Origin of the sequence: Nitrosomonas cryotolerans ATCC 49181 (genome assembly GCF_900143275.1) — a bacterium.
Classification (GTDB): domain Bacteria; phylum Pseudomonadota; class Gammaproteobacteria; order Burkholderiales; family Nitrosomonadaceae; genus Nitrosomonas; species Nitrosomonas cryotolerans.
Map to the genome: position 1 here is coordinate 720,392 of NZ_FSRO01000001.1, position 13,144 is coordinate 733,535.

The 13,144-nt window shown below is 41.4% G+C and carries 11 protein-coding genes; 7 read left to right on the forward strand and 4 right to left on the reverse strand.

The genetic code is table 11. The features are described 5' to 3' along the window. Positions 1-51 precede the first annotated feature (51 nt). Complete coding sequence (nuoN, locus tag BUQ89_RS03175; RefSeq protein WP_028461055.1) at positions 52-1,497, forward strand: NADH-quinone oxidoreductase subunit NuoN; 1,446 nt, start codon at positions 52-54, stop codon at positions 1,495-1,497. Positions 1,498-1,732: 235 nt separating this feature from the next. Here the strand turns inward: nuoN and BUQ89_RS03180 are convergent, their stop codons facing one another. Beyond that, complete coding sequence (locus BUQ89_RS03180) at positions 1,733-2,785, reverse strand: PQQ-dependent sugar dehydrogenase (RefSeq protein ID WP_245812879.1); 1,053 nt, start codon at positions 2,783-2,785, stop codon at positions 1,733-1,735. A 245-nt stretch (positions 2,786-3,030) separates the two neighbouring features. Between BUQ89_RS03180 and htpG the strand changes: the two genes are divergently transcribed. The 3 genes from htpG (at position 3,031) to xerD (ending at position 6,469) form a co-directional block, all read left to right on the forward strand. Continuing rightward, entirely contained in the window at positions 3,031-4,929 is a 1,899-nt protein-coding gene (gene htpG, locus BUQ89_RS03185) for a molecular chaperone HtpG (protein ID WP_036572766.1), read from the forward strand. Between the two features lie 144 nt (positions 4,930-5,073). Then, entirely contained in the window at positions 5,074-5,577 is a 504-nt protein-coding gene (locus BUQ89_RS03190) for a methylated-DNA--[protein]-cysteine S-methyltransferase (RefSeq protein ID WP_051537537.1), read from the forward strand. Beyond that, positions 5,564-6,469 (forward strand): site-specific tyrosine recombinase XerD, encoded by a 906-nt coding sequence (gene xerD / locus BUQ89_RS03195; protein WP_036572752.1) that lies wholly within the window; start codon positions 5,564-5,566, stop codon positions 6,467-6,469. The genes BUQ89_RS03190 and xerD overlap by 14 nt, the downstream gene beginning before the upstream one ends. A 303-nt stretch (positions 6,470-6,772) precedes the next feature. On the opposite strand, the gene BUQ89_RS03200 is transcribed toward xerD, so the two are convergent. The 3 genes from BUQ89_RS03200 to xseA all read right to left on the reverse strand — a co-directional run bounded on the left by BUQ89_RS03200 (position 6,773) and on the right by xseA (position 10,049). After that, on the reverse strand, positions 6,773-7,960 hold the full coding sequence (locus BUQ89_RS03200) for a THUMP domain-containing class I SAM-dependent RNA methyltransferase (protein WP_028461050.1): 1,188 nt from the start codon (positions 7,958-7,960) through the stop codon (positions 6,773-6,775). Between the two features lie 42 nt (positions 7,961-8,002). Next, positions 8,003-8,377, reverse strand: coding sequence for a DUF423 domain-containing protein (locus BUQ89_RS03205; RefSeq protein WP_028461049.1), 375 nt, complete (start codon positions 8,375-8,377; stop codon positions 8,003-8,005). A 331-nt stretch (positions 8,378-8,708) separates the two neighbouring features. Next, positions 8,709-10,049, reverse strand: a complete 1,341-nt coding sequence (gene xseA, locus BUQ89_RS03210) for an exodeoxyribonuclease VII large subunit (protein ID WP_036572749.1) — start codon at positions 10,047-10,049, stop codon at positions 8,709-8,711. A 318-nt stretch (positions 10,050-10,367) separates the two neighbouring features. On the opposite strand from xseA, the gene BUQ89_RS03215 reads away from it, so the two are divergent. The 3 genes from BUQ89_RS03215 to BUQ89_RS03225 all read left to right on the forward strand — a co-directional run bounded on the left by BUQ89_RS03215 (position 10,368) and on the right by BUQ89_RS03225 (position 13,102). Continuing rightward, complete coding sequence (locus BUQ89_RS03215) at positions 10,368-10,976, forward strand: MotA/TolQ/ExbB proton channel family protein (RefSeq protein ID WP_028461047.1); 609 nt, start codon at positions 10,368-10,370, stop codon at positions 10,974-10,976. Positions 10,977-11,184: 208 nt separating this feature from the next. Then, positions 11,185-12,216: an NAD-dependent epimerase/dehydratase family protein gene (locus BUQ89_RS03220; protein ID WP_051537536.1), complete on the forward strand. Its 1,032-nt coding sequence runs from the start codon at positions 11,185-11,187 to the stop codon at positions 12,214-12,216. 55 nt (positions 12,217-12,271) lie between these two features. Further along, on the forward strand, positions 12,272-13,102 hold the full coding sequence (locus BUQ89_RS03225) for an MlaA family lipoprotein (RefSeq protein WP_028461046.1): 831 nt from the start codon (positions 12,272-12,274) through the stop codon (positions 13,100-13,102). Positions 13,103-13,144: the final 42 nt, after the last annotated feature.

The following is a 13,144-nucleotide window of genomic DNA, read 5'->3' on the forward strand; positions in this document are numbered from 1 at the left end:
CATGTATTTCTCTAAATTGAATATTTTTCTCGATGTGAGGATTAATAATTAATGAATTTTATACCACCTGACTTTACACCAGCCCATTCGGAGATATTTTTGCTCATCATGGTCTGTCTGACAATGCTGGCTGATCTCGCAGCAGGTGAAAAAAGACGTTACGTTGCTTATTTGTTGACACAGTTTACACTGCTGGGTTGTGCATTAATTACTTTTTTATCATTATCTGTTGATGTCAGCTATACATTTTCTGGCATGTATGTTGATGATGTAATGGCAGATATACTGAAATTAATGGTGTATGGTACCGTATCTGCAGTACTCATTTATTCGCATTCCTATATTAGCCTGCGTGGTATGTTGACTGGAGAGTTCTTTAGTCTTGTTTTGTTTGCGACGTTAGGAATGATGGTGATGATTTCTGCTAGTCACTTTATGACTCTCTATATAGGACTGGAACTATTATCTTTATCACTTTATGCGATGGTAGCTCTGCGGCGTAATTCCTTAGTTGCGACCGAAGCGGCTATGAAATTCTTCGTGTTAGGGGCATTGGCTTCTGGATTCTTGCTTTATGGTATGTCCATGGTTTACGGCGCTACCGGCACGTTACATATTAGTAATATATCCGAGATAATAAAAGACGGTGTCATTAGTCAGGAAGTTTTGGTTATTGGTTTGGTTTTTATTGTTGCAGGTATCAGTTTCAAGCTGAGTGCGGCACCTTTTCATATGTGGGCACCCGATGTGTACGAAGGTGCGCCAACTGCCGTAACATTATTTATCGGTTCTGCTCCTAAGCTGGCGGCATTTGGCTTTGTAATGCGTTTGCTGGTTGAAGGTATGGGCGAAATGGTCGCTGATTGGCAGGGAATGTTTGTAATATTAGCAGTGATGTCTATGGCAGTGGGTAATATTGCGGCGATTGCTCAGACGAATATAAAACGTATGTTGGCGTATTCTACAATTTCTCATATGGGGTTTTTACTGCTCGGTTTTATTAGTGCAGATTGGAATGGGTACAGCTCTGCTTTATTCTATGTTATGGCCTATGTATTGATGACGCTGGGTACATTTGCAATCATTATGCTTTTATCGCGGGATGGTTTCGAAGCTGACGATATCAGTGACTTTAAAGGCCTTAATAAAAGAAACCCTTGGTATGCGTTTATTACGCTATTATTGATGTTTTCGCTGGCGGGGATCCCTCCCATGATTGGCTTTTATGCCAAATTTGCTGTATTACAGGCCGTGTTAAATGCGGGATACATCTGGTTGGCAGTTACTGCTGTATTACTATCTTTGATTGGTGCGTTTTATTATCTACGGATTGTTAAATTTATGTATTTTGATGAACCTGATAATAGTGAACCTATTTTGCCTAAGGCCGATGTAAAAATACTGATTAGTGTTAATGGATTAGCTGTTCTTGTATTTGGATTATTTCCTCAAGTATTAATGGCTTTAAGTTTATATGCTATCCAGAACTCAATGTAACGGAAATAATCCTTCTCGTAACTAATGATGAATAAAGTGGCATCGTTTAGGTTCGTCTGACTTCTAAAAACCATTGGATAACTGGTTATCTCGGGCTGGGAAAGATTTTTAAGTGATTGATTTATAAATGCTGCAAGTAATCAGAAAAGCTCAAAAACGCAGTTGTGCAGAGGTCTCTTCTATTGTCACGATCTATCCTAGAAAAGATATATTATCTTTTCTAGGATAAAATCGGCTAAGGCTGTGTATAACTGATTCGATAAATAACTCCTGCAAAATCATCCGATACGAGTAATGCTCCATCCGGCATGACTAATACGTCAACGGGTTTCCCCCAGGCTTTACCATCTTGCAACCAGCCTTCAGCAAATATTTCGCGTTGAATTGCTTTATTATCCTGTATACGTATTAGTTCCAGTTGAAAGCCTCTTTGTGTACGACGATTCCAGGAGCCATGCTGGGCAACTAAAATCTGGTTGCGATATTCTGCTGGAAACATGTTGCCTGTGTAAAATCGCATACCCTGTGGAACGACATGGGCATCCAATTCGATGGCAGGTGAAGTGGATTGACTGCAATCGCGTTTTGCACCAAATTTTGGATCTAATACATCATTTGCATGGCAATAAGGGAAACCAAAATGCATGCCCTGTTCTGGCGCAACATTAAGTTCATCGGCGGGTAGATCATCTCCCATCCAGTCGCGTCCAATATCTGTAAACCATAATGCTTTTGTTTCTGGGTGCCAATCAAATCCAAGCGAATGTCGAATGCCCTGAGCGTAAACTTCATAGCTGTCGTCATCTGGATTGATGCGTGAAATCAGTGCAAATTGACTGGGATCAGGTTGGCAGATATTACAGGGTGCACCCACCGATACATAAAGTAAATCATCAGGCCCGAAAGCAATAAATTTCCATCCCTGAAATCTCTCTGTGGGAAAATCATGATTTATGAATATGGGTTGAGGGGGCTGGTCAAGATTCTCTTCAATATTATTAAAACGCAGGATACGGCTAATCGTTGAGACGTAAAGTGCTCCATTTCTGAAAGCAACTCCTGTTGGCATTTTAAGACCTTGTGCAATGGTTTTGACTTGTCGTGCGCCATTGTCTGTTGTTATTGCATAAACCTTTCCTGAGGTTTTTGATCCGGCGAAGACGGTGCCTTTGTGGCCAAGCGTAAGGGCATGCACATCGGGTACAGCTGCCCATAAACTAATAGAAAAGCCAGGTGGAAGCTTGATTTTATCAAGAGGTAATATTGAGTTTTGTGCGATAACCGGCAAACTTTGGCTTAATATAAGTATAAGAATGTATGAGAAGTAATTTAAATTTATCATTGATAAAGAGATTAAAAAAATATTAATAAACAATATAAACAGATATACAAAAGAAAACATAGATTGGAAATTATTTTCTACACTGGTGAGATACTTTCTATACGTGTACTTGAATTTCTCTAATTTGCCTTCATGTTAGTATCTGTTTTTTTAAGGAGAGAACCGTGCAAGCTGAAACAACCAAAGAACACATGAGTTTCCAGGCTGAAGCCAAACAACTTTTAAAGTTAATGATTCATTCCTTGTATAGTAACAAGGAAATATTTTTGCGTGAACTGATTTCTAATGCTTCGGATGCTGCGGATAAATTACGTTTTGAAGGACTGACAGATTCAGCATTATACGAATCGGATTCGGAGCTTAAAATTCGTGTTAGTTATAATGCCGATGATCGCACAATTACCATTGCAGATAATGGCATTGGTATGTCCAGACAGGAAGTCATTGATCATATTGGTACGATTGCTAAGTCAGGTACCCGTGAGTTCTTTAATTCATTGACAGGTGATCAGGCAAAAGACACCCACTTGATTGGTCAATTTGGTGTTGGATTTTATTCCGCTTTTATTGTTGCCGATAAAGTGACCTTAATTACACGGCGGGCCGGGTTGACGGTTGAACATGGCGTATGCTGGGAATCAAGCGGTGAAGGGGAATATACATTAGAGACGGTAGAGAAGGAAATGCGGGGTACCGAAATCATTCTTCATTTACGCCAAGATGAAGATGAGCTTCTAAATGGTCATCGATTACGCAGTATTATCCGGAAATACTCGGATCACATCACATTGCCGATTGTGATGAAAAAGGAAGAATGGTCACAAGAAGATAATAAAAATAATATTACGGATGAAGATGAGACCATTAATCAGGCGAGCGCGTTGTGGACACGTGCCAAGAATGAGATTACGCCTGAACAATACAACGAATTTTATAAACATGTGGGGCATGATTTCGAGCCACCGCTGGCTTATGTTCATGCACGGGTAGAGGGAAAACAAGAGTACATTCAGTTACTCTATATTCCATCACGCGCGCCATTTGATATGTTTGATCGCGAACATCGTCATGGTGTCAAATTATACGTACAGCGTGTGTTTATCATGGATGACGCAGAAAAATTGCTGCCGAATTATCTGCGTTTTGTACGTGGCATAATTGATTCCAATAATTTGCCATTGAATGTGTCGCGTGAAATATTACAAGAGTCTAAGGATATTGAAACGATTAGAGCGGGCGCAGTCAAGAAGGTATTAGGCTTGATAGAAGAGTTATCCAATAGTGAGGAAGAGGCGGGTAAAGAGAAATTTAAAACTTTTTATCGAGAATTCGGGCAGGTTTTAAAAGAAGGCGTGGGAGAAGATTATAGTAACCGGGAGCGCATCGCTAAATTGTTAAGATTTATTTCGACCCACAATGAGGCGGCCGATGAGCCAGCGGTATCGTTGAATGACTATATAGGCCGAATGAAAGCCGGGCAGGAGAAAATTTATTACGTAACTGCAGATAATCTCAAGGCAGCAAGAAGCAGCCCACATCTCGAAGTTTTTCGTAAAAAGGATATTGAAGTATTGTTGTTATGTGAGCGTGTGGATGAGTGGTTAGTAACGAATTTAGCTCAATTTGAGGGTAAATCATTACAATCAGTGGCCAAAGGTAGTCTTGATTTAGGTGATCTCGAAGATGAAGTGGAAAAACAAGAGCGTGAGAAGGAAACGGATGAATATCGGGATCTTACCGAAAGAATGAAAAGCGTGTTGGATGAACAGGTGAAAGATGTACGAGTTACGTTGCGTTTAACCGAATCTCCGGCTTGCTTGGTTGCAGATACGCATGATATGAGTGGTAATCTGGAACGTTTGCTTAAGTCAGCGGGACAAAAGGTGAATCATGCTAAACCCATTCTTGAAATAAACCCGCACCATCCGATGGTTCAACGGCTAAAAACTGAAGAAAACCATTTTGATGACTGGAGTCATATTTTGTTTGATCAGGCATTACTTGCTGAGGGTGGCCAACCTAATGATCCCGCTGCATTTGTTAAGAGATTGAATGATCTACTACTATCGACTTCGTTATATGGAAAATGAGATAAGCTGTTCTCAAATTTGAGGGAAACAGATGGGTCTTATTTGAAACTTTCATTAAGTCTCTAAGTCTCATGCTTTTAGTGGTGATGGTATTTATTTGAATAATCTTCGTTTTGGTAAGGCAAAGGGTCGGTTAAGTGAACTGTGAGTAAATCTAGAGATATTCCTGTAACCAATGCAACCAAACCTTTTCAGGCAAAACTAGCAACACCGTTTGCAGTATTAGGTATTCGCACAGAAGAAGACTGGCTCACTGATATTGAATATTTGCCGCTCGATACGCCTCCTTTATTACCTCGGAATTCGCTTGCTAAAGAAGTTTATAAACAGCTACAGGCGTACTTAATTCATTCTAATTTTGTATTTGATTTGTCACTACATATTAGTGGAACGGTGCACCAACGCCGCGTGTGGCAGGCGATCCAGGGTATTCCTTGTGGTGAAACCCGTTGTTATGGCGATATTGCTGCACAATTACATTCTGCTCCAAGAGCAGTAGGTCGTGCATGTGGTGCTAACAGAATTCCTATTATTGTACCGTGTCACCGTGTTATCGCAAAAAATGGTGGATTAGGAGGCTTTATGAATGCAAGTGATGGGTACCCCTTAGATATCAAGCGTTGGCTATTGGACCATGAGAGCACTTGAATTGAATGCAGGATTACTGGATGAATTTTCTGATGCACTATGGTTAGAAGATGGTTTATCACGCAATACATTACAAAGTTATCGTAATGATTTGCGGTTGTTCTCCGAATGGCTACGAGAACAAAATCAGGATAACAGATCGTTGGCAGAAGCAACGCATACTGATCTACTTGAGTTCCTCGCTTTCAGGGGCTCAATTAAAATGAAGGCGAGTACGACCAGTCGTGAGTTGTCGAGTTTAAAACGATTCTATCGTTTCTTATTGCGTCAGGGCAGAATTCAGACCGACCCCTGTCTTAATATTGAAACACCAAAACTATTACGTAATCTTCCGGGAAGTTTGACAGAAGCCGATGTAGAAAAATTACTGAGCGCTCCTGATATCAAGCAGCCATTGGGCTTACGTGATCGTGCGATGCTGGAAGTATTATATGCGAGTGGATTGCGCGTATCTGAATTAGTTAATCTGAAAAGTTCACAAGTAAACCTGGATATGGGCGTGATACGTATAATGGGGAAGGGGAGTAATGAACGTCTAGTGCCCTTGGGAAAGGAGTCGTTAGAGTGGTTGAATCATTATACTCAACAGGCTCGACCTATTCTTCTGGACGGAAAAATAACGGATACGTTATTTACTACAATGCGCGGGGCAGGAATGACGCGGCAGGCATTCTGGTATCTTATTAGGCGTCATGCGAAACAGATCGGTATCGATAAGCCGCTGTCGCCTCATACGTTACGTCATGCATTTGCTACTCACTTACTGAATCATGGTACCGATTTACGCGTGGTGCAATTATTACTGGGGCATGCGGATATTTCTACTACACAGATTTATACTCATATTGCCCGCGAGCGATTAAAGCAGCTGCACACGCTAAGCAGCTTTTGAAAGAAAGAGTTGTAGATGGATGTCAGTCACAACAATCTTGTGTTAGATCATAGTGGTTCAATTGGTATGACATTTTGGCATTTCTATTTTTTAGCCAAAAGAGTGTTAAATGGATAATAGACTAAGGGAGACTTTTGCAAAAGCCCTCGCCAGCAGTTTTCAATTATTGGGGTTTTGTAAAGGTCTCTTAGATATTGTGCGTAGCTAATGAAATCTGAGCAACTCAGAAAGTTCGATAAGAAAATTATCTTTATTTTGATTGGCCGCTGATCCAGCTTAATTTGGAGGCCGAATTTAATTCAATTATAAATTAGATGACCGTGAATTCTCTATTTTCCTTGTTTTCCTCATACCACCGGAGATCATTTTATATTCAAGCAGACGGCATTCTAATGCACCATTAAATAACGGTATGCGCCGCGATGGGCTCAGGCGTATTGATTTAGGTAAGGCAGGATCAGCTGAGAGAATATAGACAGTCCAACCATTGAACCTTTTTTTCAATGTATCGCCTAGTTGTGGATAAAAATCAGCCAGTGTCTGTTGCTCACCAATACGAACGCCATAAGGCGGATTAGTGATCAGTATTCCATTTGCTGCTGGAGGGGAAATTTCTAGCATATTTGCTTGCTTTAAAGTTACGACATCAGTTAAACCTGCTGCCTGTAGATTCGTACGGGCATCTGTCAAAGCAGATCCATACAAATCATTGCCGTATAGCTGTTGTGATGTAGAAGATAACTGTGCAGCTATGGCGGCTGCTTTTAATTGGCGCCACAACACAGAATCAAAATGTATAAATTTTTCGAAAGCAAAATGACGTCTTGATCCCGGCGCTATGTTTAATGCTATTTGAGCAGCTTCTAGCAGGAATGTGCCACTACCACACATTGGATCAAGCAATGTTGTTCCAGGCTGCCAATTTGACAAGCGCAGGATACCGGCCGCAAGGTTTTCGCGTAGCGGTGCTTCTCCTGCAACCTTTCTAAGACCTCGTTTGAATAACGCCTCACCTGAAGTATCAAGATACAAAGTGAATTGTTGCGCATCGAGAAAGCCATGAATACGGATATCGGGCTGTACCGTATTTACGCTAGGACGTTCGCCTGTACTATGACGAAATTGATCACAAACAGCATCTTTAATTTTAAGTGTAATGTAATCTAAGCTGCGTAATGGGCATTTAATTGCGGCCAGATTAACCCGAATAGTACATGAAGGTGTAAACCATGTATCCCATGGTAATGCATAAGCTGCATTGTAAATATCATTCTCATGACTATAGGGCTGATGAGTAATGCGCCATAAAATACGGCTTGCTATCCGACTTTCTAAATTAGTGCGATAACAGGTTCGCCAGTCACCCTGGAATTGTACGCCCCCATTATGCGCCCGCACGCATGATGCTCCTAGTTGTGCTAGTTCAATAGCAAGCATGGATTCAAGACCGCGCGGACAGGGTGCAAAAAAATGAAGTGGCTGAGTGTTCAATCTATTTTTATAATGAAATAATTTTGTAGTGGACTTTGCTGCTTACTGTTCTTTCCACGCGGCATAAGCAAATAACGCCCATGCGGATAGAAATGTGATGCCACCAAACGGTGTAATCATGCCAAGACCACGTATACCTGTCAGGCTCAATAGATAGAGACTGACACTAAATAGAATAATGCCAATCAACATTAGCCAGCCAGACATTGCCATTAATCGGGATTGGGGGAAATGCAACAGCATTAAACCAACCAGCATAAGGCCTATTGCGTGATAGAAATGATATTGTACGCCAGTTAGATATGCAGCGAGCATATTAGCGGTTAATGTTTGTTTTAGACTGTGTGCACCGAAGGCACCTAATGCAATACATAAGAATGCATTGATGGCACCAAGCGTAAGAAAAATTTTTGACATTGAAGGTATTTCCTTGCTGAGGTAAGAAAAACTTATTTCTTCTTATTTTATTAATTACAATGATTCTTTTTGCTAGATTGTAGGTAATATTAAAATAAGCTAAAACTCATCGATTGATACAGATTGTAGAAAAATATTACAAAGATATGAGTATACTTAAGCTTCTTGTCAGATTACGTTAAATTTTTTTAGTTATGATCTTGATGGCACAATCCTGTGTTGCGTTGATAAGGTGCCAGAGCGACAAAATTTCGATACCCTGTATCCCTAACTTCATAATATCTGGTTAAATTATATCACTTTCCTATCATAATATTCCTGATGTATCTAATCAGGGTTTCTTTACTACCTCAGCATTACACCATCCTTCCGCAAATATAATTTGAATATTATCGTTGATGCCAACCTGCTTGCTGTTACATATTATGGTATTGTTTTTTGCGTAAGTAATACTATAGCCGCGTGCTAATACGGATTGTGGATTAAGATGGGTCAATTGTGTCTTCTGATTTTGCAAATTAGATTCTAAGGTGTTGATGCGACAAGAAATGGCGCGGCTTAAGCGTAGTGCCAGATCAGATTGCTGTTCGATTAGTCGCGTGGTGTTGGGACTTGCACTAGAGATTCGGTGATTGAGTTTACCCCATTTCCAATATGCTTTTTCAATTTGATGAGACCAGATATAGACCAATTTGTCGTGTAAATGTTGCAGGTAAGTGAATTGATGATGGATGTGTTTGCCGGGATGAAGTAATCGATGCGCTTGTGTATCGATATGCTGCATCCGACGTTCAATGTGATGCTGCATTACACGTTGTATGTGATGATACCGGACAGTGAGATGATGCAGTAATTCCTTGCGATCTGGACAGGCGAGCTGTGCTGCGCCGGTTGGTGTGGGTGCGCGAATATCGGCGGTAAAGTCTGCGATGGTGAAATCTGTTTCATGGCCGATACCAGTGATGATTGGAATTGGGCAATTTGCGATTGCCCGCGCTACGATTTCTTCATTAAATGCCGATAAATCCTCGATACTGCCGCCGCCTCGACAAAGAATTAAGATGTCACATTCGGCACGTTTTGAAGCGATTTGAATAGATGTGACGATTTCTCTTGCAGCATTTTCACCTTGTACAGATGCAGGATAAATGATGACGGGTAAGACAGGCATGCGATGTTTTAATATAACTAATATATCATGCAGTGCCGCTGTGTCGGGAGAAGTAATGACTCCAACCTGTTTTGGAAAAGATGGTAAAGGTTTCTTGTTTGCAGGATCAAATAATCCGGCTTTCCCCAACCGGGTTTTGAGCTGCTCGTATGCTTCATAGAGCTCCCCCAAACCGGCGCGGCGAATAGTTTCAACATTGAGCTGGAAATCACCCCGTGACTCATAGAGTGTGACCAGTGCACGTACCTCTACTTGTGAACCATCGGTGGGTTGCCAATCCAGATATTGATTTTTATGATGAAACATGATGCAGCGGACTTGAGCATGGGCGTCCTTGAGAGAAAAATACCAGTGACCTGAACGGTAGCATCTGAGATTAGAAATTTCACCTCTAACCCAAAGCAGAGACATGGCCTGCTCTAACAAGAGTTTGGCGTTATAATTCAAGTCGCTTACACTGAATACTGCAGGGGAAATGTGAGGTGTCAGCGAGAAATTCATGTTGATATCTTACAATAGTCCACATAGATTCTGAAATTAAGTAATTATTTTCATTATAGTGATGCGCATATTGTTTGATTAATTATCTGTTTTATATGTAATAAACTAGATATTGAAAGTAAATTTATTCAGAAATTGCTGTTATGAACAGGTAACCTAGTGATTGTATTTATGGTCTGTTTACAGGCATTGTGGAGAAGAAGGCATGACTGTTTTCTTGCTGAAAATACGTCAGCGAGATACATTACGCACCTATTCTGTATAGAAGCGATATCAATGAACAGAATATTCGGATCAGGTTACTGAGGAGATTATTACGTGCTATCTTTAATTCAAGCAGCGGGCTGGCCAATTTGGCCAATAATTTTTGCTTCTATTATTGCAGTTGGTATTATTGGGGAACGTATGTGGACGTTGCGTATTCGCATTGTTTCTCCTAGAGAATTGTTACCCAGAGTATTGAACGAGTATAATAGAAACGGTGTCAGTGCTGATATGATTGTGCGGTTGCAAAAACATTCGCCATTGGGACAGATTCTTGCGGCAGGGCTTAAAAATGTCAGAAGCACACGTGAGATTATGAAAGAATCCATCGAAGAATCGGGCCGGGTGGTTGCGCATGATCTGGATCGTTATCTTACGACGCTGGGGACTATTGCTTCCCTGAGCCCATTGCTGGGCTTGCTGGGAACCTTGGTTGGTATGATCGAGATTTTTGGTTCCAGTTCTCCAGCAGGCAGTAATCCCGCCCAGCTTGCTTATGGTATTTCCATTGCATTATATAATGCCGCTTTTGGTATCTTAGTGGCCATCCCCAGTATGATTTTTTATCGTCATTTCCGCGCTAAAGTTGATGCGTTAGTGGTGGAAATGGAATTACAAGCTTTAAAATTGGTCGAAATCGTGCATGGCGAACGGCAGAATTGAAATGACAGCGGTATGAATGGTTATTCAATGCAGGCAGATTTGTTTTGGTTGCTCATATGGGATTGAGCGCGATGTGATCATTATTCATACTGTTCGGCTTTAGGAAAGATGTTTAGACGGATTGTTTTTCTTTCCAATAATTTGTTTCTCATACAGAGACTGCTATTGTAGCGTGAGATTTTTTGTGTCTGTATAAGGAGTAGTTGATTTGAGTAACAAACGGTCACTGGTTACGGGTGGTGGTGGTTTTATTGGTTCGCATCTAGTGAAACAATTGCTAGAGCAGGGCGATACGGTAAGAGTGCTGGATCTGCCTGATGTCCCCTTGCCAGCATCGGTAGAAATTGTGCGTGGTTCAGTCTGTGATGCGGATATAGTGCGTCGGGCGCTTAAAGGCGTGCAGCGCCTCTATCATTTGGCAGGTAATCCGAATTTATGGGCGCATGATAAGCGTGAGTTTCAGCGTATCAATTTTGAAGGGACCTGTACCGTCCTTGCAGAAGTTGCAAGACAGGATCTTGAGGTGGTGGTGTACACTTCCACAGAATCAATTTTGACGGGTAATACACCTCGTGACGATGTGCCTGTGGGTGCAAACGTGCAACGTGTCCTTAATGAAATGCCAGGCCCATACTGTCGTTCAAAATTCCTTGCTGAGCAGGCTGCTTTTCAGGCCGCGCATGATGGTTTGCCAATTGTCATTGTCGCGCCCACGTTGCCTGTTGGCCCAGGAGATCGTTTGATTACGCCACCGACACGGATGATCCTGGACTTCCTGAATATTAAAACACCGGTTTATCTTAATTGTGGATTTAACCTGGTGGATGTGCGCGATGTGGCAAAAGGACATATATTGGCTGCTGAACATGGGTGTCCTGGTGAACGATATATCTTAGGTAATGAGAATCTGACATTAGGTGAGCTACTGCGCCTAATTGAGGAAATTACCGGACTGGTGATGCCTAAAGCACGGGTTCCCTATTGGATAGCGCTCACTGCGGCTGCATTATCCGAGTTTATAGCGGATCATGTGACCCATCGTTCACCTAGAGCATCTTTAACCGGTGTACGATTAGCACGTTACCCTATGTTTTTTGATAGCAGTCGCGCTGTTGATGAGCTGGGATTGCCTCAAAGCTCGCTACGTCAGGCATTAATTGATGAAATCGAATGGCTGGCTCACGAGAAATTAATAACACGACACTTACCTCTATTACAGCGAATAGGCGTGGGAAAATAGGACATGCGCTCTGTTTACTGTATGCCAATGGACAGTAAATGGACTGGATTGGTAAATGAATGAGATTAATATAAGATTGGAACGCATGTATTTGAGGATAAGTTGTAATCGTTTGATTATAATAATATTATTTTTTTTAATTATGATGTTGACGGGCTGTGCTACAGCACCTAAGGTTAATGGTGGTGATGATATGGCTTTGGCGGATCCGTATGAAAAGATCAATCGCCTATCCTATAATTTTACCGATAGTATTGATCGAATTTTCCTGGAGCCGGCAGTCAATGTTTATACAGAATATGTACCCGGCGCGGCACAGCGTTCGGTAGGGAATTTCTACGATAATCTATCCTATCCGAGCGTCGTTCTAAATGCTTTCCTACAAGGTAAAATTCGCCAAGGCTTTGAGGATGGCCTTCGGTTTATTGTTAATTCGACTATTGGTTTATTTGGGCTTTTCGATATGGCGACACATATGGGTCTTGCGGAAAATGATGAAGACTTTGGCCAGACACTAGGCGTGTGGGGTGTTGATGCCGGATCCTATTTATTTATCCCAATGCTGGGCCCAAATAATGAACGTGATATATCCGACATTCCCATCAGTATCGCTACGAACGTTCTTTTTTATGCAGGCTATATGGTGGGCGCTACCGTTCTTGCCCCCTTAACTGTCTTGGGTGCTATTGACAAGCGTGCACGTTTGTCGGGTCCTATGCGTATTCGTGATCAAGCTGCACTGGATCCTTATCTGTTTGTGCGCGAGGCTTCGATGCAGCAACGTGAATATCTGATTTATGATGGTAGTCCTCCACTTGAAATTTATAATGAACTATTTCAGGATAATCTGTTGCAGAGTAATTTTATAGATGAGGTATCAGATTGAAATTTGCTTAAAAGAGCTTGTTTCAAGGAGTTTTTATGTAAT